This is a genomic window from Paenibacillus alkalitolerans (assembly GCF_016482785.1).
In the GTDB taxonomy this organism is placed as follows: Bacteria; Bacillota; Bacilli; order Paenibacillales; family YIM-B00363; genus Paenibacillus_AE; species Paenibacillus_AE alkalitolerans.
Genome location: NZ_JAEMXM010000027.1, coordinates 1 through 22,066, shown reverse-complemented (window position 1 = coordinate 22,066; position 22,066 = coordinate 1). Strand labels below are relative to the sequence as shown.

At 51.5% G+C, this 22,066-nt stretch carries 19 protein-coding genes; 5 read left to right on the top strand and 14 right to left on the bottom strand.

Going from position 1 to position 22,066, the window contains the following annotated elements:
* Window positions 1-144 precede the first annotated feature (144 nt).
* The 3 genes from JET16_RS25935 to JET16_RS30685 all read right to left on the bottom strand — a co-directional run bounded on the left by JET16_RS25935 (window position 145) and on the right by JET16_RS30685 (window position 1,263).
* Complete coding sequence (locus tag JET16_RS25935) at window positions 145-579, bottom strand: BrxA/BrxB family bacilliredoxin (protein WP_199622308.1); 435 nt, start codon at window positions 577-579, stop codon at window positions 145-147.
* An 89-nt stretch (window positions 580-668) separates the two neighbouring features.
* The gene (locus JET16_RS25930; protein WP_199622306.1) at window positions 669-1,091 is read right to left on the bottom strand and encodes a DUF3905 domain-containing protein; all 423 of its coding nucleotides are present in this window, start codon (window positions 1,089-1,091) and stop codon (window positions 669-671) included.
* A gap of 40 nt (window positions 1,092-1,131) precedes the next feature.
* Window positions 1,132-1,263 carry a hypothetical protein gene (locus JET16_RS30685; protein ID WP_267908757.1) on the bottom strand — a complete coding sequence of 44 codons (132 nt, stop codon included), beginning with the start codon at window positions 1,261-1,263 and terminating at the stop codon, window positions 1,132-1,134.
* 134 nt (window positions 1,264-1,397) lie between these two features.
* Between JET16_RS30685 and JET16_RS25925 the strand changes: the two genes are divergently transcribed.
* Window positions 1,398-2,660 (top strand): BaiN/RdsA family NAD(P)/FAD-dependent oxidoreductase, encoded by a 1,263-nt coding sequence (locus JET16_RS25925; protein ID WP_199622304.1) that lies wholly within the window; start codon window positions 1,398-1,400, stop codon window positions 2,658-2,660.
* Here the strand turns inward: JET16_RS25925 and JET16_RS25920 are convergent.
* Window positions 2,651-3,040 carry a DNA/RNA helicase gene (locus tag JET16_RS25920; RefSeq protein WP_199622301.1) on the bottom strand — a complete coding sequence of 130 codons (390 nt, stop codon included), beginning with the start codon at window positions 3,038-3,040 and terminating at the stop codon, window positions 2,651-2,653. The genes JET16_RS25925 and JET16_RS25920 overlap by 10 nt on opposite strands.
* A gap of 159 nt (window positions 3,041-3,199) precedes the next feature.
* On the opposite strand from JET16_RS25920, the gene JET16_RS25915 reads away from it, so the two are divergent.
* Entirely contained in the window at window positions 3,200-3,649 is a 450-nt protein-coding gene (locus JET16_RS25915; protein ID WP_199622298.1) for a MarR family winged helix-turn-helix transcriptional regulator, read from the top strand.
* Between the two features lie 339 nt (window positions 3,650-3,988).
* Here the strand turns inward: JET16_RS25915 and JET16_RS25910 are convergent, their stop codons facing one another.
* The 4 genes from JET16_RS25910 to JET16_RS25895 are packed head-to-tail and all read right to left on the bottom strand — an operon-like array spanning window position 3,989 to window position 9,472.
* The gene (locus tag JET16_RS25910) at window positions 3,989-4,873 is read right to left on the bottom strand and encodes an ABC transporter ATP-binding protein (protein WP_199622295.1); all 885 of its coding nucleotides are present in this window, start codon (window positions 4,871-4,873) and stop codon (window positions 3,989-3,991) included.
* 4 nt (window positions 4,874-4,877) lie between these two features.
* On the bottom strand, window positions 4,878-7,748 hold the full coding sequence (locus JET16_RS25905; protein WP_199622435.1) for an ABC transporter permease: 2,871 nt from the start codon (window positions 7,746-7,748) through the stop codon (window positions 4,878-4,880).
* A 31-nt stretch (window positions 7,749-7,779) separates the two neighbouring features.
* Entirely contained in the window at window positions 7,780-8,817 is a 1,038-nt protein-coding gene (locus JET16_RS25900) for an efflux RND transporter periplasmic adaptor subunit (RefSeq protein ID WP_199622292.1), read from the bottom strand.
* Window positions 8,810-9,472: an ABC transporter ATP-binding protein gene (locus tag JET16_RS25895; protein ID WP_199622431.1), complete on the bottom strand. Its 663-nt coding sequence runs from the start codon at window positions 9,470-9,472 to the stop codon at window positions 8,810-8,812. The genes JET16_RS25900 and JET16_RS25895 overlap by 8 nt, the downstream gene beginning before the upstream one ends.
* 276 nt (window positions 9,473-9,748) lie before the next feature.
* Between JET16_RS25895 and JET16_RS25890 the strand changes: the two genes are divergently transcribed.
* On the top strand, window positions 9,749-10,657 hold the full coding sequence (locus JET16_RS25890; RefSeq protein WP_199622290.1) for a GNAT family N-acetyltransferase: 909 nt from the start codon (window positions 9,749-9,751) through the stop codon (window positions 10,655-10,657).
* Window positions 10,658-10,760: 103 nt separating this feature from the next.
* Here the strand turns inward: JET16_RS25890 and JET16_RS25885 are convergent, their stop codons facing one another.
* Window positions 10,761-11,648 carry a YitT family protein gene (locus tag JET16_RS25885; RefSeq protein WP_199622288.1) on the bottom strand — a complete coding sequence of 296 codons (888 nt, stop codon included), beginning with the start codon at window positions 11,646-11,648 and terminating at the stop codon, window positions 10,761-10,763.
* A gap of 205 nt (window positions 11,649-11,853) precedes the next feature.
* Between JET16_RS25885 and JET16_RS31195 the strand changes: the two genes are divergently transcribed.
* Entirely contained in the window at window positions 11,854-12,123 is a 270-nt protein-coding gene (locus JET16_RS31195) for an AbrB/MazE/SpoVT family DNA-binding domain-containing protein (RefSeq protein ID WP_407673196.1), read from the top strand.
* Window positions 12,124-12,128: 5 nt separating this feature from the next.
* Here the strand turns inward: JET16_RS31195 and odhB are convergent, their stop codons facing one another.
* The 4 genes from odhB to JET16_RS25865 all read right to left on the bottom strand — a co-directional run bounded on the left by odhB (window position 12,129) and on the right by JET16_RS25865 (window position 19,018).
* A complete protein-coding gene (gene odhB / locus JET16_RS25880) occupies window positions 12,129-13,406 on the bottom strand; it encodes a 2-oxoglutarate dehydrogenase complex dihydrolipoyllysine-residue succinyltransferase (RefSeq protein ID WP_199622286.1) in 1,278 nt (425 codons plus the stop codon).
* A 5-nt stretch (window positions 13,407-13,411) separates the two neighbouring features.
* Window positions 13,412-16,315 carry a 2-oxoglutarate dehydrogenase E1 component gene (locus JET16_RS25875; RefSeq protein ID WP_199622284.1) on the bottom strand — a complete coding sequence of 968 codons (2,904 nt, stop codon included), beginning with the start codon at window positions 16,313-16,315 and terminating at the stop codon, window positions 13,412-13,414.
* A gap of 344 nt (window positions 16,316-16,659) precedes the next feature.
* On the bottom strand, window positions 16,660-16,836 hold the full coding sequence (locus JET16_RS25870) for a hypothetical protein (protein ID WP_199622281.1): 177 nt from the start codon (window positions 16,834-16,836) through the stop codon (window positions 16,660-16,662).
* A 394-nt stretch (window positions 16,837-17,230) separates the two neighbouring features.
* Complete coding sequence (locus JET16_RS25865; RefSeq protein ID WP_199622278.1) at window positions 17,231-19,018, bottom strand: LTA synthase family protein; 1,788 nt, start codon at window positions 19,016-19,018, stop codon at window positions 17,231-17,233.
* Between the two features lie 738 nt (window positions 19,019-19,756).
* Here JET16_RS25865 and JET16_RS25860 point away from each other — a divergent pair.
* Window positions 19,757-21,106, top strand: a complete 1,350-nt coding sequence (locus JET16_RS25860) for a polysaccharide deacetylase family protein (RefSeq protein ID WP_199622275.1) — start codon at window positions 19,757-19,759, stop codon at window positions 21,104-21,106.
* Window positions 21,107-21,287: 181 nt separating this feature from the next.
* Here the strand turns inward: JET16_RS25860 and JET16_RS25855 are convergent.
* On the bottom strand, window positions 21,288-22,066 hold a 779-nt coding region (locus JET16_RS25855), incomplete at its 5' end, for an alpha/beta fold hydrolase (protein WP_199622272.1).

Here is a 22,066-nt window from a genome sequence, read left to right as displayed (position 1 = left end):
CAAAATAAGTACATCGTCTTTCCGCTAAAGTCGCGTTCACCGGCACTAATCCCGGGTTTACGGACAATTAAGGAAAATCGATGTACTTATTTTTAGGTGTCGGCGAAAAGCGGTCTGCTTAGTTCGCCCGGTACTACGCGACAATTACTTGCAGTATTCATTGAACGCGCCGTTTAAATCCGCCGCGATCATCTCCGCCGTACGGCCTTCAATCTGATGGCGCTCGATGAAATACACGAGCTTGCCGTCTTTCATCAGCGCGATCGAAGGGGACGACGGAGGGTACGGCGCGAAATATTCGCGCGCTTTCGCCGTAGCTTCCTTGTCTTGACCGGCAAACACGGTGTACAGATGATCCGGCTTCACATCGTTGCGCAGCGATTGCGCGACCGCCGGACGGGCGTTGCCCGCCGCGCATCCGCACACGGAATTGACGACGACGAGCGCGGTTCCCTTCATGTCGTTAAACGCCGCTTCCACTTCCTCCGGCGTACGCAGCTCCGTAATGCCCAGACGCGTCAATTCGTCGCGCATCGGCTGGATGTAATCGTTCATATACATCTCGAATGAGATCGACATGTTTGCAAACTCACTCCTTATACACGGTATTAGTAAACTTTGGCTTTGCTAAAGTTTATTATACCATGCTTGCGACGTATTGTCGCTTTTTACGATTCATCATCGGTCACGCGGCCTTCAGGCGGTTCCCCGTCGGCATTTTCCAAACTGTCCTCGTAAGCGACGTCATTAAACGGGTGCATGAATACTCCGGCCTTCGGCGAAATGCCCCGTTCGAAATAATCCCGGTTTTCTTCCGTTCTGAATCCGATGTCCTTGTACGGATGCACCCATTCGTCACCCGCCATCACGGTCGGATCGGTATCTTCGGTCCATTGGTTCAACGGCGACTGCGGCGAATCGTAATCGTGGTCCCCGATGACGACGCCCGAATCGTTGATGAAAGCGCCTCGCGGTCCTCTTCCTTCCTGGAACCTCGGCAGAAATTCGATCTCGAACGGGTCGAGCTCGGGATCCCCCAGCGCTTTGATCGTCTCTGCCTGCTCTTTGAAATCCTTTTTCTTGTCTGTCATGCGTCCCCGCCCCCTCCTTTCATGCCGGCTCCGCGAGATGTCAGGTGGACGGCCGGTTCGGGCCGTTCAATTTTTTGTCGATGCCGGGTACCCGGTCTTCATTGCCGAGACGTTTGTCGTTTTCCCGTTCATGCCGCTGTTGGGCTTTAGAATCGTGATTTTGATTCGTCATCCTGATACCACTCCTTCCGGCGAAAATTCCCCGTTAGTATTTGCCAACATCATTCTCCTCATGCTTGTTTGGGAAGATTACGGCGATTTGGTATACTACTTACAAAATGACGCAAGAAAATCGGGGAATGATTCATGTACGATTGTGCGGTGATCGGCGGAGGTCCGGCGGGATTGATGGCATGCGCGGCCGCGGCTTCCCACGGCGCGAAAGTATTGCTCGTAGATAAAGGGGATAAGCTCGGACGCAAGCTCGGCATCTCCGGCGGCGGACGGTGCAACGTAACGAATGCCGGAGATTTGGATACGATCGTGAAGCATATTCCCGGTAACGGACGCTTCTTGTACAGTGCCTTCAGCAATTTCAGCAACCTGGATATCATCCGGTTTTTCGAGGATTTGGGCATAGCGCTGAAAGAAGAAGACCGCGGTCGCATGTTTCCGGTGAGCGATAAGGCGAAGACGGTTGTGGACGCTTTGATCGGACGCGTGCGCGCGTTGGGCGTCGACATTCGCGTAAATTCGCCGGTGGAACGGGTATTGTACGAGGGCGGCGCTGTTTCCGGGCTTCTCCTGCGAAACGGTGAGCATATCCGCGCAGGCGCGGTGATTATCGCTACCGGCGGCAAAAGCGTGCCCCATACCGGTTCTACCGGAGACGGATATGCATGGGCGGAGGAAGCCGGACATACGATCACGGAGCTGTATCCGACCGAGGTCCCGATTACGTCGGCGGAGCCGTGGATTCGCGATCGCGTGCTGCAGGGCTTGTCCTTGCGCGGTATCGCGCTGACCGTATGGGATCCGAAGGGCAAGCGGATCATCACGCATGATGGCGATATGATCTTCACGCATTTCGGCATCTCGGGTCCGGCGGCGCTGCGCTGCAGCCAGTTTGTCGTCAAAGCGCGCAAGAAATTCGATGTTAAGCATGTATTAATGAGCATTGACCTGTTTCCGGACGAATCGTTGGACGAATTGAAAGAACGGTTCGAGGCTGCGGCTCGTTCCGAAGCGAAAAAATCGGTGAAGAACGCATTCCGGACGTTGCTGCAAGAAAGGCTGCTGATGTTTTTGCTGGAACGCATCGGCGTACCGCCTGAAACGGCTTGCGAGCGCTTGCCCAAATCGGCGATCTTTACGCTGGCTGAATGGTGCAAGCGGTTTGAGCTTTGGGCGTCCGGCACGCTGTCCATCGAGGAAGCATTCGTCACCGGGGGCGGGGTAAATTTGAAAGAAGTCGATCCGAAGACGATGGAGTCGAAGCTTATGCCGGGGCTGTATTTTTGCGGAGAAATTCTCGATGTTCACGGATATACAGGCGGCTATAATATAACGGCGGCGTTCGCCACAGGCCACACCGCCGGGATGAACGCCGCGCTTTCCGTCTACTCATAAACGCTGTCCATATAACCGTGTGTCAACGTCTCGGCTTCATCCCCCAAATATGCTTGGGACAACCCCGAGGCGTAATCGTCGGTGAAATCTTCATTGATCGTATGCGCGGGAATGTCGATCGCCCCGATATCGATCCCCGGGTTAACGGCTTCGAACCGCTCGGCTTCGCCGGCAGCCGCCGATTCGAGCAGTTGTCCGCCGTGCATCTGCGCGATCTCAAGCGCGGACCGCACGTCGCTCCGCTCTACATGAATATGAAGCGTCGGGTGCGCCCCCTCTTCGTCGATCACCGGCGCGTAGCCGAGTTCCTGCAAAGTATCGAATGCATCGTATGCCGAGTCCGGATTAGGGAATGAAAAGCGAATGGCATCTTCGTACATAGGGTGTTTTCTCGCTCCTTTCGGGAAGTTTTTTTCCAGTATCCCCCCTAATCCAGGCGTTTAGTCAGCTGGCCGGACGGATGTGCGGTCCGCTATTCGTTTGACTGCGGCGGCTCCGTTTTCTATCATTAAGAGAAATAAGAGAACCAGGGTGATCCCATGCATGAACAGAACGAATCGGTCGAACGCTCTTTGCATCTTTTCAGGGTCCTGGCTCGAGCTTTCGGCAGCATATCGGAGATCTCCGTCAGGGACATCAAATCATACGGTTTGAATTCTACCGAATTTGCGGTGTTAGAGCTGCTGTATCATAAAGGACCGATACCGCTTCAGAAAATCGGAGCAAGATTGCTCATATTAAGCGGCGGGGTTACGTATACGATCGACAAGCTTGAGAAGGCCGGCTATGTGTCCAGGCGCAACTGCGAAACCGACCGCAGAGTAATCTATGCCGAAGTGACCGGCAAGGGCCGGGAGCTGATGGACCGCATATTTCCGAAACACGCGCTGGCGCTTCATAAAGCGCTTTCGGGTCTCAACGACGAAGAGAAACAATTGGCCGCCGAATTATTAAAGCGGCTAGGCAAAGAGGCGGACCGGCAATTGTAAATTGCCGTCCGCCTCTTATTTGTCCCGCGTGCGCCGCGGGAAACAATCAAACATTTTTACTAGATTAATAGTCCAACACTCTATGAATGTTTTTTCATAGAATGCAATGAGGTCAGCTCTTCTTTCAAAGGAGGTGAATCTCATGACGAAACGCATTCGAAAAAAAATAAAAATTGTTGTCGTCGTAAAACCCGTACAGAAGGTCATAATAGTTAAAAAACGCAATTCTCGCTAATAGTTTCCGTCTTGGGGCTATCCCTTACGTCATCGCATTATGACAGGGGATAGCCTCTTCTTTGATCGGGGAATGAAGTAGCGGTAAAAACCGGGGCGACAATTCTACTCTTCTTCGGGAGGGAGCAGCCGGATCGACCCTTCCTCCATCTTTACCAGCACCTTATTCGATTTGCGCAAGCCCAATTCCTCCACATACGCTTCCGGCAGCTGCAGGCGTCCTGCCCGGTCAAGCACGGCGTACTCCTCGTGCGTATTCTCCGCATCCGCCGCCGTCTCGGACTGAATTGCCGCCAATTCGTCGGCATAAGAAACTTTCCGAATAATTTCGGAAGACGTCTTGCCGTCGCGGATCGCGACAACGCGATCCACTTTGCGGGCCAGCTGCGGATCGTGAGTGACAATGACCACCGTTACTCCGAAGTCCCGATTGATCTGACGGAACAAATCGAGAATTTGTTCGGCCATCCGCGAATCGACCGATCCGGTCGGCTCGTCCGCGAGCAGCAATCTCGGTTCGTTCGCGAGAGCGATCGCAATCGCGACCCGCTGCTGTTCGCCGCCCGACAGCTGCGTAAGCTTGTTGTGAGCCCGGTGGCTTAAGCCGACCGCTTCCAACAAATCGAGCGCCCGCAGCCGCTTCCTCCTGCCCTTGAGCAGCATCGGAAGCTCGATGTTTTGCAGCGCCGTTAAATACGGAATGAGATTTCGCGCGTTGTTTTGCCATACGAATCCGACGGTCTCGCGCTTATACCGAATGAGGTCCTTGCCGGAACATTTCAGCAGATCGATGCCGTTCACAAACAGCTTTCCCGCCGAAGGCTTGTCGAGCCCGCCCAGCATGTTGAGCAGCGTCGATTTGCCGCTTCCGCTGTTTCCGATAATGGCCATCAATTCGCCTTCCGCTACCGTTAAATCGAGCCCTTGGAGAGCGAATACTTCCAAGTCCGCGCTTTTATAGATCTTTACCAAGTCTTCGCATACGATCATCGGCTCAATCCTCCCCCAGCTTGAGCGCCTGGTGCATCTTAATTCGGGACACCATCGAGCCGAGCGCGATAAAACCGATCACGATCATTAAAAACACAATCGCGTTCAGTCCGATCGTATCGCGAGCGTCGATGATGACACGGAAAGGCGGCACCTGCGCTTCCGAGTTAAAGGACAACTTGAACAGCGGCACAAACAACCGGCTGGCGACCGCGCCCGTTCCGAGACCGAACAACAGCGCCGCTGCCGTCGTCAACAGTTGTTCGGCGGCAAGCAGTCCGAGAAGACTGCGGAAAGACATGCCGAGCGCCCGGAATAACCCGAATTGGAGCGCCCTGCCCTGTAATGAGAGAATCCAGTACAGCAGGAATCCGATAAAACTGATCGCGACGGAAATCAAAAATCCGAGCGTCATGACGCCGTTCACCGACAGGTGGAACGGATCGTTCTTCATGCGGATCACTTTCTCCCGCGTATCCTGCATCTCGAGAATAGGCAGGCGCTTCTCGCTGATGGCATCGAACAGCTCCTGCCTTGACGCGTCGGGGGCGAGCTTTATCCAGACATCGTAAGGTTCAAGCGCAATACGGTTCTGGATGTAAGACAGATGTCCTACGACGAGCATCGGCGACACCGGCTTTTCGCCTGATGACGAGGGTGTCCCGGGAAGCGGAGAAAAGCTCGGAAAGTAATCTATAATACCGTAAACGGTGAAAGCCGCACTCTCATGGCTTGCCCAATTGATATGAATGGAGTCTCCGGTCTTGACGCCGTACTGATCGGCCAACGTTCGGGAAATGAGGACGGCTGACGGTTCATCGGCGATCAGGTTCAAGTATTCGTTGAGATGATGCTGCAGCAGCGAATCGCGCATCCAAGCCGTCTTTCCGAAGCCTTCCGTATGAATGCCCATAAGCGTAACGGTGGCGTTCTCGGTCTCGCTGCTCATATACGCCTCGTCTTCCATAAACACCCTCGTTGCGCTCTCCACGCCGGGGAGCGCCTCGTACGGAGCAAACGGCGGTTCTTTGTACTGAATTTTCGACGGCGTCACGGCTGCGCCGCCATCGGCCGGTGCTCCTCCCGGACCGCCTCCCATCGGACCTGCCGCAGGCGGCGCATCGTTCTCCCACAGCACCTTCAGCATCATGTCGGCGCCAACCCCGTACCTGATGGCGTCTTCCATGTTCTGGTTTATCGTGCGCGCTGCGCTGGCGCTGTACATCCCCGTACCTACGGTCAGCACTAGGAAGATCATAAGGTAATGATATCGTGCGCCTCCGCGGCCGATGTCCAGCAGAATCGAATATAACGACGGAGGCCACCATCTGCGGCCGATCCAATATACGAGCCGGATGAACCATGGGTACACGCGAAGCATCGCCAGCCCGAAACCGAGCATGAACAGCGCCGGAATGAAAAACAACATCGGATCGGGGGCGAAATGCGACGAATCGAGTCCAAGCACGGTCAATTGCTCCATCTGCTTGTGGAAATTGCGGAGCACGTAAACCGACACGGCAAGCAATGCGACGTCAAGAAACAATGTTTGCCAAAGCGGACGGTTTCCCGTTCGGGCCTGCTCCTTCTTGCGGTCCACAATGGAAGACCTCGTCGCAATCGCCGCGGGGATCATCGTCATGACGAAGGATGCAAGAACGGCGTACAGCGCATACCGGTACGCTTCCGCGTCCAGCTTCACTTGCAGCGCCGCCCGCTGCACGAATTGAAGGAAACCGTTCGAGGCGCCGAGCCATGTCGTGATGGCTAAAGCTAACAGCGGCCCCAGTACGAAGGCGATCCCGCCGAGAATCAATCCCTCCACGGCGTATCCGGCCACAATCTGCAGCCGGCTCGCACCGCGGCTTCGCAGCACGGCAATTTCCGTCTTTTGCCTCGACACGATTAAGTTGGACACCATAAACAAGTAACAGCCCAACATGATAAGCACGGGCACATTCAACGACCACAGCAGCGACCGCAAGCGTTTCTCCCTCTCAAAATACTGCTCAAGCGTCGCGCCCGCGGAATTGTGAACGGCGCGCGTATCGAAAAACCGCGCCGTGTAACGGTCTGTTTGGTAGGTAAGACCCAAATACGATTTAACGTTGTCAAGCGTCATCTTCGTGTAATCGACGGCGTAGTACCATGCGGCGGACGACGGTCTGACGGGAGGGGCTTTCGTTTCGAACACGGTCTTGTAAGTTTTATACGGGATGAGGAAGACGTTCTTGAAGCGTCCCGTTCCTCCTCCGTAAAAATATAAGTCGCGTTCGTCTTTTCGATCGATAACCCCCACGGGGCGGATCACAATCCGCTGAGCGGCCGGATCCTTGGTTTTAATAACAAACTCATTGCCGAGCACCATCTTCAATTCGGTAAGGGCCGGCTCGAACACAACGGCTTCCAGCACTCCGTCGGTCATTCCCGGGTTTGCCCACCGTCCGTCAACCAAGACGGCGTTCTGTTCCAATCCTTCCATTGCGCCGATTTTCGCGTAACGCTCCTTCGTCGGATCCACGCGCGACGGGTCCGCGGGTTCGAGGCCGAACTGGATCGTTTCGCGTTCCTTGACGAAATGGATGATCGGCAAGGGCATGCGCTGCTCGACGCCGTCCATAAAGCCGTCAATCTTGTTTACCGCGTTCATGACCCGATCATCCTCGCTCCAAGCGGAAGCGTATATCTTAGCCCATAAAGATCCGGGGTATACATTCTTATCCTGCTGCAGTAATTCCATATCTTTCATCAGCATGCGCTGAAGCACGGCATCGATGTAGACAGGAATGCTGCTGACGAGAGCAACCGTCGCAACAAGCCCGGCCAGCAAACATAACTGCAGCCACTTGTTATTGATCATCTTCTGTAATACCATGCGCAGCAAGGGCTACACCCCATTTCCGGTTTTATTGCATGATAACGGTCTGGTCTTCTTTCACGCCGCTGACGATTTCAACTTCCGTCGACGTCTCGATGCCGACTTCCACATCCATCTCTTTCCGGCTCTCACCGTCGAGAATTTGCACGTATGTGCGTCCGAAATAGCTTCGGAGCGCGCCTTTGGGGATAATTACAACGTTGTCCCGCTTTTCGACCAAAACACGGATGTCGGCGAGAGCGCCCATACCGACGCCTTCAGGCGCATTATCCACTTGGATGTAAAGCGTTCTGCCGTACTTCTCGGCCAGCTGCTCGTTAAGCGTAGTCGGCGCGGAATCCGGCGTTTGCGTCACTTTGCCCGTATACTGTTTGCCCTCGAAATCGAATGCGGCGGTCATTCCGACCTTTACGCCGTTAAGGGCAGCCCGGTTGATCGCTTCATAAACAAGCCTTAACTGCGAAGGATCCGCTATGGAAACAAGCACTCTTTCGTCGTTTACGACTTCGCTTCGCTGCAAAGCCTCAACGTAGACGACCGTTCCGTCCATCTTCGCAACCAACTGCTTGCTTTCAAGCTTTTTCTTCGTCTTCTCCAGCTTTGTTTTCGCTATATTCAGCTCGATCCGGCGTATTTCAATCATGTCGTCGTCCCTTGCGGCCAACGCATCTTTTAAGTTTTTCTCAGCGTATCTCACTTTCAGCTCGTCTTCTTGCACCGCCAAATCCAAATCGCCGATCTGAAACTGGATCAGCACGTCCCCCTTGCGAACCGTGTCTCCCGACTTGACCTTCACTTCCTCCACAGACGCACCCGGCACCGAAAGCGAATGATAGGCGATAGAAGTCGATTCGAATGTCCCGACGCCTCTGACATACTTCTCGATTGTGCCTCGTTTCGCAGCCACGGTCTGGACGTTGTCCTCGCGGGGCTTTACAAGCGGAGGAGCGAGCGCCTGTTCTTCTTCGGGCAGCAAGGAGCAGCCCGATACCGTTACGGCCAACACCATTCCGGCAATCGCGCCGGAAGAAATCTTCAATATCCGTCTACCGTATTTTTTAAACAATGATTCCATCCTCCAGTGCATACACGTGATCGACAATTTCCATCATCGCCGGGTCGTGCGTTGTCATTACGATCGTTAACCCTTCGCGCTCCACCAGCTCCCGGAACAAGCCGACGATTTGCAGTCCCGTCTTGCTGTCCAGCTCCGCGGTCGGTTCGTCCGCCAAAACAAGCTTCGGGCGGTGCGCGATGGCGCGGGCGATCGCGACCCGCTGCTGTTCTCCGCCGGACAATTCGAACGGGCGGTGATGCATTCGCTTCTTCAAACCGACAAGCGACAACGCCTTCTCCGCAACCTCTTTCGATTGCTTCGACGGCGCGCCTGACAGCCTCAAGCCGAACTCCACGTTCTCCAACCCCGACATATAGGGAACAAGCGCGTAAGATTGAAAGATGAGGCCGATATGCTTGCGGCGCAGCTCGTCCATACTGCGGTCGGACAAGCCTGTTATCTCTTCGCCGTCGATTGCGATGCTGCCGTCCGTCGGACGATCCAACGTGCCCAGCAAATTGATGAGCGTCGTCTTCCCGGATCCCGAACGGCCGCGCAGCGCCACCAGCTTTCCGGCAGGCACGGCCAAATCGACGCCCTTGAGCGCATGGACCGCTCCGCTTCCTCTGCCGAAAACCCGCGTGACGCCGCGCGCGCGTATCATCTCTATCACTCTCTCTCTTCTCCCCTCTCTAATGCATCATACATCAAATGTAAGCACTTTCTTTTTCTCCTAAGCATAATTTTACACGCAATGCAGCTTCGATAGAAGCTTTTCTTATAACTTTTTTATTAATAAGTTTGCAATTATCTTAATAATATGAAAAACCGCCGACGGCATTCTTAAATACCAATTGACACCAATTCGCGGACGGCATAATATAAATATTGAGAAATAGAGTTCGATGGATATCAAACTTTTGGAGGGAAGTAATCGTTTATGACGAACGCGAATATCCGGATAGAAGCATTGGCCGACTGCACGATGAACCAAGCGGTCGAAGCATGGAACGAAGGATTCAGCGATTACTACGTGCCGATGCGCATCACGCCTGCAACGTTCGGGTCGGTAAAATACGGCTTGGAAGACATTCAACCGGAGCATTCGTTCATCGCGTTCTCCGGGGATCGGCCGGCGGGTTTTCTGCTGAGCGCGATCCGAGTCGACGGCGGGGTAAAAACCGCTTGGAACGGAGGGACGGCGGTCGTTCCCGAATTCCGCAGGCTGGGCGCAGGCAAAGCGCTTATGGCTAAAGCGTTGGAAACATACCGCAAATTAGGAGTCGAGAAGGCATTTCTCGAAGCATTCGTGCAAAACGAAAAAGCGATCGCCCTGTACCGTTCCTTCGGTTACGAAACGTTCGATACTTTAACCGGATTCAGAGTGGACGGCGAAACGGAGCCCGTGTGGGACGATATCGCGTACGAACGCCACCGTTACGACATTCGGCACGTCACGCCCCGCGAGCTGTCTTTGCTTCCGTTCTATCCCCGGCACGCTGCCTGGCAAACCCAGTGGAGGAGCGCCAAAGACGGGGAAGCGGTCGTTGTTGTCGACCAAAGCACAGGGGACACCGCCGGGTATGCTCTTTACCGCCGCAGCTTCGACGCTGAAGGAACGCACGTCTCCACGTCGCTGCTTCAGTGCGCGGCGGCGCCCGGCGGCAGCGACGCGGATCAGGTTCTGCGCGCCGCCTTGCGGTATGTATTCTCCGTCCGCTCGGAGTCACCGTCGTTGAAACGCATGGTGTTTGCAGCGCCTTCATCGCAAAGAGGGCTTGTCGATTTGTTGGAAAACCTCGGCTTCTCCCGCAATCATCAACTTGTCCATATGTCGTGCAAGCCCTGAGCTCATGCGGTTCGGCGCATTCTGCAGCGTCTGTCGACCGGAGTAAGCGTCATCCGGTCGGCTTTATTTCACGGCACAGCAAGTCGGCAATCGAATCCGAGCCCTAATGAATATCTTTCTTCTTAAAACGCCCGCCCCGTACGTCGTGGATATTGCCGATCGCCAAAAATGCGGCCGGATCCAATTCCTCCACGATCGACTTGAGCTTCGCTTCTTCAAGACGCGTTATAACGCAAAAAATGACTCTCTTCGCACCGCCCGTAAAACCGCCCTCTCCGTTCAAATACGTTACTCCTCGTCCCAGACGGCTAAGAATGGCGTCTCCGATATCGTCGCTGTTTTCACTAATAATCCAGACGGCCTTCGACTCGTCAAAGCCTTCGATCGTAACGTCGATCATCTTGAATGCGATGTAATAAGCGATTAACGAATACATTGCGCGGTCCCAACCGAACACGAATCCCGCGCTCCCGAGAATGAACAGGTTAATGAACATCACGATTTCCCCGACGGAGAATGCGGTTGTTTTGCTGAACAGGATCGCGACGATTTCCGTTCCGTCCAACGAGCCGCCCGACCGAATGACCATACCGACGCCGATTCCCAAAATAATCCCCCCGAAGACGGACGCCAACAGCGGATCGATCGTGATAGGCGGCGTATGATGAAGCAACGTCGTTCCGATTGACATGATCAGTACGCCGTACAGCGTTGACAGGGCAAACGTTTTGCCGATTTGCTTGTATCCAAAAATTAAGAACGGGATGTTCAAGAGAAGCAGGAAAGCACCCAAAGGCACTTTGGATAGCGCGGACAAGATGATGGATATCCCTACAATCCCACCGTCGATAATATGATTCGGAACCAAAAATATTTCAAGGCCGACGGATACTAAAGCGGCCCCCAATGTCAGAAATACAGCTCTCCTTAGCAATTTAAGCTTCGATTGTTTGTTGTGCTGCGGGCTTTTAATCGCATGTTCAGCGCTCATCTCTCAACTCTCCTCCCGGTTGCGCCGTTCTCTCCCAATGAAAATCCGACATATCCATCATCGCACATACTGTATACGAGCGGATACATTTTTCTCAAACGCTTTTCCTGAATACGGACGGAAAAGAAGGAGATAGTATGAACAAAAAAGAGGGATGGCTGACGAATGCCGGACAAACAGACGTACATGCCTATGAAGATTTTGTTTGCTTAACTGTTTAGTTTCAGTTATCAATAATGAGCAGTTCGAACTTGTCATTTTTATCGAGAGATGGAGCGGTATTTCACGAAAATTAGATGAGTTAGGTAGAATCATTCTCCCCAAGGAGTTGTGTGAAGCGTTTGGAGTGAATGACGGGGATAGTGTCGAGTTTTTTCTAGACGGGTTCTTATCCGGCCTGCCGCTCATCACCAGCACATCCGGGTATTTTTGCTGCAAGAGATGGTTGGCTGTCTTTTTTGCCGGTACACCATGAGTTTTCTACACTTCCAGCAGCAGATTTTCGGGGTCCTCCAATAATTCTTTTACCCTTACGAGAAAGCTGACAGCTTCTTTCCCATCCACAATACGGTGATCGTATGAGAGAGCGATATACATCATTGGGCGATTTTCCGTGCGATGTTCGTCAATAGCTATCGGACGAGTTTGAATCTTATGCATCCCAAGAATACCGACTTGGGGGGTATTAAGAATAGGGGTCGACAATAATGATCCGAAGATCCCTCCATTGGTGATGGTAAAGGTCCCACCTTGCAGATCGGATAAACGAAGTTCGTTATTTCTCGCTTTTTCCGCGAGGGAAGCAATTTCATGTTCAATTTGTGCAAAACTGAGACGATCCGCATGGCGTAATACGGGTACAACCAACCCCTCATCGGTGGAAACGGCGATACCGATGTCGTAATATTTTTTCAATATTATTTCATCTTTTTGAATTTCAGCGTTCAGCATGGGAAATACCTTTAAGGCGCTTATAACCGCTTTGGTGAAAAAGGACATAAAACCAAGACGTACGTTATGCTTCTCCTGAAATTGGTTTTTCCTGCGTCGGCGCAGATCCAGAATCGCTGTCATGTCCACTTCATTGAAGGTGGTGAGCATGGCTGCCGATTGCTGTGCCTGTACCAAGTGGTTGGCGATTGTCTGACGACGCCGCGACATACGGATGCGTTCGATCGGTTTGTCAGGATCTGCGTCCGGGTGGCTCGGCTTCTGGTCAGGGGCAATTACCGATAGTTTATAGGATTTGACATCATCTGCGGTGATGCGGCCTAAGGGATCCTGGCTTTCTATGGAATTCCAATCAATGCCCTGTTCTCTGGCCAACTTTCGGGCGGCAGGCGTTGCGATTCGACGGGCGCGATGATCTTGTTCAGCCTGAACGGCTTTTGGCCGTTCTTTGGGTTCCTCCACCGGTTGATCAGAATCCTCATCACCGGGATCCTTACGAACGGCTTTTTCTTGATTACGACCGCGGCTCTCTTCCACACTGATATCTCCGCCGTTGACATTGTTAACATCTGCATTTTCATTCAGCAGTGCCACGACTTCCCCCACTTGAACCGTATCGCCCGGCTGTGAAAAAATTTCCTTTAGCACCCCGCTGTGTTCAGCATTTATTTCTACATTTACTTTGTCCGTCTCTATCTCAAACAGAACATCTCCCTCTTTGACTGCATCACCCTCCGATTTCAGCCATTTGGAGATGGTTCCCTCCGTAATGGATTCTGCCAGTTCGGGTATTTTTACCTCAATCACGGCGACTACCTCCTTCGGTTTATGGTTACGACCAGCGCTTCCTTCAAAATACGGCGCTGTTCCTTTTTATGCACATTCGACAGGCCCTCGGCAGGACTGGATCGCTCAGTACGCCCGATATAGCGCACCGGCATGCCATCTGGGGCGACAGCTTTGATCCGGGACTCCATATAATTCCAAAAACCCATATTGCGTGGTTCCTCTTGGACCCAAACAATTTCCTTCAGATTGCGAAAACGGCCGATGATTTTTGTAAGTTCCTGCTCCGGGAAGGGGTAGAGCTGTTCAACGCGCGTAATGTAAAGCCTATCCGTTCGGAACTCTTCGGATTCCAGTTCCGTTTCCAGGTCAATCGCCATTTTGCCGGTACACAGGATCAAGCGTTCTATTCGGCCGGTTTCACCTTGATCGGCTTCACTCCGGCCCCCCCTCACCGGCGTAAATGAACTTTCGATTACCGGACAAAATGCTGCATTGGTGAAATCGTAACCCGGCGAAGCAGCACGGGGATTCCGGAGCAGCCCTTTCGGTGTCATAATAATTAGGGGACGTGCTCCTACTTTACCTGCTAAGGCGGCCTGCCGGCGAATGATGTGGAAGTACTGGGCCGCGCTCGAAAGGTTCGCAATAGTCCAATTGTTTTCCGCAGCCAGCTGTAAAAATCGTTCCGGCCGGGCATTGGAATGCTCTGGGCCCTGCCCTTCGTATCCGTGAGGGAGAAGCAGTATGAGGTTTGATTTTTGCCCCCACTTCGCCTGTCCTGCGGCAATAAACGCATCGATAATAACCTGGGCGGCATTGGCGAAGTCACCGTATTGGGCCTCCCAGAGCACAAGCGAATCGCGGGCGAAAACATCATAGCCGTACTCAAATCCTAATACGGAGGCCTCCGAAAGCGGGCTGTTGTAAATGGCAAAAGAAGCACGGGCATCAGGTAGGTGTTGAAGTGGGGCAAAAGGCTCCCCGGTTTGTGCATCATGCAAAATCAGGTTGCGATGCGCAAAGGTCCCGCGTTCCGTATCCTGACCGGTGATGCGGATCGGTGTCCCATCCCGTAAAAGAGTAGCGAAAGCGAGAGTTTCCGCCAATGCCCAATCCACTTTTCCACCTTCCTGAAATGCCTCGGTTCGACGTTTTAAAATTCGTTCCAATTTTGGATAGACATTAAACCCTTTCGGCCATTTCAGCAGATCAGTGTTGATCTTGTGAAGGATTTCGAGGGGGATAGCGGTTTTTATTGGCGGCAGTGCGTGAACCGACGTCTCGTGGACGGAGTTGTCTTCCACACTCTGTTGACTAATGCCTTTCAGTTTTTCGTATGCATTCTTCAATTGATCCTCATATGTTTTTTCCATTTCTTCAGTTTGTTCGCCGGTGACAACCCCTTCTGATTTAAGTGTCTCGGCATATCGGGCGCGCACACTCGGGTGTTTCGCCACTTTGCTGTACATGATCGGCTGGGTCACTGCCGGGTCATCCATCTCGTTATGACCGAAACGGCGATAACCGATCAGATCGATCAGAAAATCTTTTTTAAAACGTTTCCGGTATTCGTAGGCAAGATACGCTGCCTGAAGGCACGCTTCCGGATCATCGGCATTCACATGGACAACGGGAATCTCAAATCCTTTGGCCAGATCGCTGGCGTACTTAGTTGTGCGGGCATCCGAACTTCCTGTGGTAAAGCCGATTTGGTTGTTGGCAATGACATGAAGGCTGCCTCCCGTCCGGTATCCCCTCAGGCCGCTTAAATTAAGCGATTCTGCGACAATTCCTTCCCCCGGGAATGCGGCATCCCCATGAATCATAATGGCGAAGGCTTTGCTCACATCTTGTATCGGAGGACCGCTCACATTGCGATCTTCCTGGGCAGCCCGGGTGAAACCTAGTACCACAGGATTGACAAATTCCAGATGACTGGGATTATTGGCCAGATTAATCCGCGCACGGACTCCTCCTCCCTCGCCTTCAATCTCCCGGTTCGCACCCAAATGATATTTTACATCTCCGGTCCAACCGTAATTAATCCCTATCGATCCTTCCGACGGAACCAGTTCTTTGTTAGGGGAATGGTGGAATTCGGAAAGAATGATTTCGTAAGGTTTACCTAACACGTGGGCCAGTACATTGAGTCGGCCGCGATGGGCCATTCCTATCATTACATGGTCGGCACCGTCACTCACCCCTTGGCGAATGATTTGGTCCAATATCGGCACCATCATATCCAACCCTTCGATGGAAAATCGTTTTTGTCCCGTAAAGGTGCGGTGAAGAAATGTTTCAAATCTTTCCACTTGAGTCAAACGACCGAGCAAAGCGATGCGCTCCTCGGCGGATATCGAACGGTTCATGCCGCCAAATTCCACCATCCGGTTTAACCATCTGCGCTCTTCTACATCATTCACATGGGTGAACTGAAACGCAATAGATCGGGTGTAAATCTCCCGTAGATGTCGTATCACATCCAACCCGTTACGGATATGGTTGGGCGCCTCCGGCCATATAATATCCGCTGGAATCGCCTGTAAATCATTCTCTTTCAGCCCGTATGCCGCCGGATCAAGCAGGCGGTCATCCAGCTCATTTTCCTCGGTGAATGGGTTAACTCGTGCCGCCAGATGGCCGTAAGTACGGATACTCTGCGCCAGTTTTTCAGCTGCTACGACTTTTTTCATGCTAGCCATATCCTCTATCTTTCCGTCAGTATCAGGACCGTATGCTGCCGTATTATTATCGGCCCGTCTGTTGTAAAATGGAGGGGGTCCCCATCTGTGGAACAGATTTTTCGTTTCCTGATCAACCGAATCCGGATCATTGAGGTACTGGTCGTACAATTGATGGACATATCCGAGATTGGGACCGTAAAATCCCTCCCAAGGTGTATTTCGTCCAGTATATCCTTGAGCCATGAAGCGACACCTCCTACTGTTTATCAAAACAGAAACGTTATGGCAAAAAGGGTCATCTATTTGAAAATCGCCTTATGCGGGAGATATCATGCGTTGCATTCGTTATAACAACCCTTATTTTTAACGCTTTTTTGCCATATAATTTATGCCCTTCAAAACGGAAAGGACCCTCATATTAATAAGGGTCGCATTTTTTATCATTCGGTTACTAAAAACCTCACCCAGCTCCATACGATATCGGTTACCTCCGGCTTGCCCTTCGTAATCGTCCTGTTTTATCCAAGACCACGGTATTGATCCTGTGGGCATTTTCTAAATGCTCCGCTCCTTTGATCAGAGTTGAATTACATTTGATTCAGCGAATTGCGACATTCCTGAATGCAAGCACCTAAATGATCGGCAGCACTCCCCAATGCTATTTTCCCCGGGCCATCAGGAAGCTGACCTAAAGCATTCCGGAGATTCGCAAATGCTCGTTCACACTCCTCAATACATTGATTAATTTCATTTTTTGTGTTCATTTAGATCCGATCTCCTTCCTTCCGCACTTAATGTTCCTGAAATCGAAATCCCATATTCGCTCGGTGGTCACTATTGATTTGGGTATCGACAGGTTGACTCGTTTTATTAGCAGGGGAAAGTTGCTTATTATGGCTATCTGCACGCAAATATCGTCCATTAGTCAGCCAATCCGTGCAATAAGTTGAGGAAAGTAAGCTTAATAGTCAGGAAAGGCGACAAACGTGCGGCGTAAGAGTTGCCGGGGCCCATTCTCTCTGAAAAGTATTTCCATAAAACGATTTTTTACTCGTTTGTTGTATACCCGGCAGACAGCAAAAGGCGCGAATTTTCGCGCCAGCTAGTTTTCGTGCCTGCGATTTTTCGCGCCTTTTTTGCTTGCATCTGCTGTATCCGTCAGAACGAAGAGCGGCGCTCGGGGAGCGACTCCAAATAAGCGTCGTTCAGCTGCAATAATTTAATGCCTTCAATGAAATCGTCTTTGTACCGTTGCGGATCCCCTTTATTCGCGGGATGGGTGCCATGGAGCGGTAGTACGGTTCCTTCCCCGAACGTCTCGCCGGAGATGTACATGATTTCGTTATTGATAAATGAGCCCGTCGGCAAATAATGGCGGCCGCCGAGAACGTTTTTGCGGAAGTTCAACAAATCTTGTCCGAAATATACGTGATTTTTAAGCGATATGCCGAGCAAATTCGCTACGGTCGGCATAAAATCGACTTGACCGCCGACGTTGTCGAACTGTTTCCCGCCGTCCGTAACACCTGGGATCGCAATAATGATCGGGATGTTATGCACCGTGCGCAAATCATACTCTTGGCCGAACTGCGTTTCCAACAGCTCGAGCTCGTTTGCTTTTAAGGAGTGGGACGATAAACCGAAGTGGTCGCCGTAGACGACGAGCATCGATATATCCCATATGCCGGCCGCTTTCAGTTGTTCAATGAATTGCCCAAGCGCCCGGTCCGCGTAATTCGTCATCTTGAGGTAATTTCCAACATCCGTTCCTTCCCATTCCTCGGGCAGCCGGAGCATCTCTTTCTCCGGCGGAGGGAGGAACGGATGGTGGGAACTCATTGAAATCACGTGAGCATAGAACGGCTTGTTTTGCTCCTTCAATTGTATTAACTGTTCCGACGTTTTCCTGTATAACACTTCATCAGAAGCTGAGAATGCAATTTTATCTTCTTCGCCGAAAAACCGTTTGTCATAATAATTGTCGAATCCGAGCGCAGGATACATCTCATTTCGGTTCCAAAATTTTACATCATTCGTATGCAGCGTGATCGAAGTATAGCCCAGGCTCTTCAATATTCGCGGCAAGCTCGGGAGCCGCTTCGACCCGTAAGTTTGCGAGGCCGCTCCGTTCGCCGGAGGGTAGAACGATGTGTTCATTATGAATTCCGCATCCGACGTGTTTCCTTGGCTCGTCTGATGATATACGTTGGAGAAATAGAAGCTGTCTTTCAGCAACTCGTTCAAGACCGGCGTCACCGCTTTCCCGCCGACCTCCATCCCGATAAGAAAATTTTCGAACGATTCCAGCTGCACGACAATAAGGTTGCGCCCCTTTGCCGCTCCGAACCATTGAAGCGCTTCAGGTTCTTGCAAGTTCTTAACGGAGCGCACGATGTCCGGGGTCACCGGCTGTGCCGCCGCATTAGCCGTTTCGGCGCGCATGCCGTCAAGAAGCGTATGCGCTTGATAGCTTACAAGACCCATCCGTTCCACTTGCTTCAATTCGTTAAGCACGCCGTCGTAACAATACGCGAACAATATGAGCGTCGCGAGGGAGAGCGCCCAGAAGGAGGACAAGCCGGAACGGCTGAAGCGCAATCCGGACAATCTCGGCGCCGCTTTCCATATTTTCAATATGATCCAAACGATGATATCCAAGAAAAACAACAAATGAAGAGGTTGCAGCAAATCCAAAATACTGTCTCTCACGTCGATCACGTGGTGCGCTTGCGAGAACGCGCGGTACGTGACGACGATGCCGAATTGACGGTAGTACACGACAACCGACAGCATTGCCGCCGAAAGCAGCGCATTTAGCATCAGGTACGCTTCGGTTTTTTTACGCCGGAAGCTGAGCTCCACCGGAATCAAAAACAATAGAAGCGACGGCAGTGCGACGGCGAGGCACTGAAACGGATTAAAGTTGTCGAAAACAATGAATTGCAAGCCGTAATATTTAATGGTAAGAAACAACGTAAACAGAAAAAAGGGAGTATTAAAAAAACCTCTCCGAAGTATGTGTTTTAAGGCAAGAACTCCGTTAAAGGAACATTTAATTAAATTTGAACAAAAAGAAACCCATCGCCTCATCGTGTAACCCCCAATTTCTAATATTTCACGATGAACAATGAGTTAATCATAACGAAGTGCGATTTTTTTGCAATGAGCAGGTATCGATAGCGTCGGCATTTCATTCCTCATTCGGAAGACCGCCTGCCCGCAAGAAACTTCAATTATTTTCTTTCCTCATTCACAATAGAGCGGTCTGTTCATGACGACGCCATGCTGTTTCCGGTTGGTTATGGGACATCTTGAAAAGATTAATAAAAGTTCATTGAACAGCGCAACCTAAAGTAGGAGTACGGAGGTTTGATAACGGAGGGTTATTGTGTTAAACAAAAAATTTTTAATTTCAGGAATTGCTCTCTCGATCACACTCACCGATTTACGCAAAAACAGCAATATCGATTGATGTGGAATACCAAAATATTACTTATCCATCATTTTAGTCGGAACAAGCAAAGGCAAAATAACCGAAACTTATTCAAGGCAGATTCTTAAATTAATAGGGATAGAACACGGAATTAGGGGGAGAGCGATGGGCAACCTGCTGCTATGGTTGTTTTATTTTTTTTCGTTGTACNTAAATTAATAGGGATAGAACACGGAATTAGGGGGAGAGCGATGGGCAACCTGCTGCTATGGTTGTTTTATTTTTTTTCGTTGTACGCGTTCCTTCCGGGGTTGGTCAGCGGAATGTTCGGGTTTCGGGTATTCAAGAGAGGACGATCGCCATCCGACGTATGTTTGACGTTCGATGACGGGCCGGACCCGGTTTATACGCCTCAATTGCTGGATTTGCTACAGCGTTACAATGTCAAGGCTACGTTCTTTATTGTCGGCAAGCATGCCGAAGAGCATCCGGACATCATCCGCAGAATGCATCGCGAAGGACATGCGATAGGAATACATAACTATCGCCACCGTTCGAACTGGCTCATGCGGCCTCAAACCGTGATCAAACACGTACACCGCACCTCGAAATTTATCGAGGGAGTAACCGGCCAGAGGCCTCAATTATACCGCCCGCCTTGGGGGGTATTGAATTTATTCGACTACACCAGCGGCAACGACCTTCACATTATTTTATGGTCCGTGATGGTCAACGATTGGAGAAGGTCGACCGGCGCGGAAAAAATAAGAAACCGGATGCTCAAGCGGTTAAAGGGCGGCCAAATATACTTGCTTCATGATTCCGGCAACTCGTTCGGGGCGAACGCCGATGCGCCGAAAAATATGATCGCCGCGCTTGAACAGTTTTTGACGGCCGCTTTGGACAAAGGTTTCCGTTTTGTGCGAGTAGACGATATAATGCAGGTGACAGCACGCATGGTAAAGAAGAAAGTCGATTTAGGCAGACGTTTGATAGTGGGCGCTTGGCTTGTCTGGGAACGCTGTTTCCACGCGTTGTTCCGTTTGCAGCCGGTAAATCCTGCGGGGAACCGGAGCTTTTTGCATTTCCGGTTGACGGACTATCATGGGGAAAAGATCCGTTTGAATGAAGGCGAGACCCTTAAGAAAGGCGATCGCGTTGTCGAGCTTCATATGGATAACGCATTATTGTACGACCTAGGCAAAAAGTCGCGTTCACCGGTGCAGCTGGCCATACAGCTCATTCGAGCGATGGAGCAAACGATGCCGCAGCTTGCTTCCGTTCTTCTATCCCGTGCCGATGCGGCATCCATCAAAGCGGTCATGGGGATCACCATGGTTCACCGGGGAGTGGAGCAATTCGGATTTACCGTGTCGGAGCTGCCCAAGAGCTGGTTCGCTTCCGCTACACGCGTGTATTTGCGTATCCTGCTCTCGGTCTTACACCCGCAAGGGGTGGAGCGTCTCGGCGAACGGCCGGAGATGCTCGTGCCTAAACGGATCGCAATGTCAATGAAGGAAATGGCCCGGCGCTACGGAGTCTCTCAAGTTGCCGCTTTGGAACCGGCGAGTCCGGAAGCGGCTGACGGACAGCTGGCCTAATCACTAATACGGCCTTGCCGGTACCTTATGCAAGACAACGGCTTGTACCGCAATATCACATTGCGGCACAAGCCGTCTTTGCCTTTGAGCAAAAATTATCCGCCATATAAGGAGAGATCGTGAAAATGAAAAAGCAGCACCAAGTTCAACTCATCTTTAATGGCGCAGGCTATATCGCGGGTTATGAGCTTCCTATCGGGCATTTCCGGTCTCCTAATCGTGTGTCCAGCCATCGAAAAAGATACCGCAGCACTTCTCCGTCCTGCAGAATGTGATGATTTCCTTCGGTTAACACGAAGCAATCTTTTTCGTTGGAGGCGATGTTTTCGATAAATTGCTCAATCAGATTGGAGTTGACAACACTGTCATATCTATCGTAAAGGCACAAGATCGGAGAACGAAACCTGCCCACTTCCGTTAACGCCTCTGTTCCGTTATTCAGCAGTTCTGTGAACCATCGGGGAGTATACCGATCCGTTGACAGCGGATCTTCTAGCAATTCGTTCGTCCAATCCGGCAAACCCCGTGGAAACCATTTCATTTTTCTCAAAGATTCATTCCACTTGACAAGTTCAAACGTCAAAGAGGGAGCCACAAATGAAACGAGATCAATGGTTTTTTTAATGAAATACGGAAGTTTAATGCGAAGCCCCAGTGCAGGAGACGACAATATGACTCCGGTCACTTTGTCGCAGAACTGCTGGGCGTACCGGACGGCAACAAGACCACCCAAGCTGTTGCCGAACAAATAAAGCGGCAGATCCGAGAACTGATGCTGCAGTTGAATAACCAATTCATCCAAGTCATCTAGATAATCCTTGAAATGCCGGACATAACCCCGGATTCCTTCCGACTTGCCGAATCCGCGCAGATCGGGAGCAATGAATGTAATATGCCGTTGTAAACATTCGACGCCCAAATGCGAGTATTGTCCGGAATGTTCCCCGGCGCCATGAAGGA

Coding starts and splice junctions, on each gene's coding strand:
- JET16_RS25935 (WP_199622308.1), bottom strand. CDS start 579: ATGTCGATCTCATTCGAGATGTATATGAACGATTACATCCAGCCGATG.
- JET16_RS25930 (WP_199622306.1), bottom strand. CDS start 1,091: ATGACAGACAAGAAAAAGGATTTCAAAGAGCAGGCAGAGACGATCAAA.
- JET16_RS30685 (WP_267908757.1), bottom strand. CDS start 1,263: ATGACGAATCAAAATCACGATTCTAAAGCCCAACAGCGGCATGAACGG.
- JET16_RS25925 (WP_199622304.1), top strand. CDS start 1,398: ATGTACGATTGTGCGGTGATCGGCGGAGGTCCGGCGGGATTGATGGCA.
- JET16_RS25920 (WP_199622301.1), bottom strand. CDS start 3,040: ATGTACGAAGATGCCATTCGCTTTTCATTCCCTAATCCGGACTCGGCA.
- JET16_RS25915 (WP_199622298.1), top strand. CDS start 3,200: ATGCATGAACAGAACGAATCGGTCGAACGCTCTTTGCATCTTTTCAGG.
- JET16_RS25910 (WP_199622295.1), bottom strand. CDS start 4,873: ATGATCGTATGCGAAGACTTGGTAAAGATCTATAAAAGCGCGGACTTG.
- JET16_RS25905 (WP_199622435.1), bottom strand. CDS start 7,748: ATGGTATTACAGAAGATGATCAATAACAAGTGGCTGCAGTTATGTTTG.
- JET16_RS25895 (WP_199622431.1), bottom strand. CDS start 9,472: ATGATACGCGCGCGCGGCGTCACGCGGGTTTTCGGCAGAGGAAGCGGA.
- JET16_RS25890 (WP_199622290.1), top strand. CDS start 9,749: ATGACGAACGCGAATATCCGGATAGAAGCATTGGCCGACTGCACGATG.
- JET16_RS25885 (WP_199622288.1), bottom strand. CDS start 11,648: ATGAGCGCTGAACATGCGATTAAAAGCCCGCAGCACAACAAACAATCG.
- JET16_RS25875 (WP_199622284.1), bottom strand. CDS start 16,315: ATGGCTCAAGGATATACTGGACGAAATACACCTTGGGAGGGATTTTAC.
- JET16_RS25870 (WP_199622281.1), bottom strand. CDS start 16,836: ATGAACACAAAAAATGAAATTAATCAATGTATTGAGGAGTGTGAACGA.
- JET16_RS25860 (WP_199622275.1), top strand. CDS start 19,757: ATGGGCAACCTGCTGCTATGGTTGTTTTATTTTTTTTCGTTGTACGCG.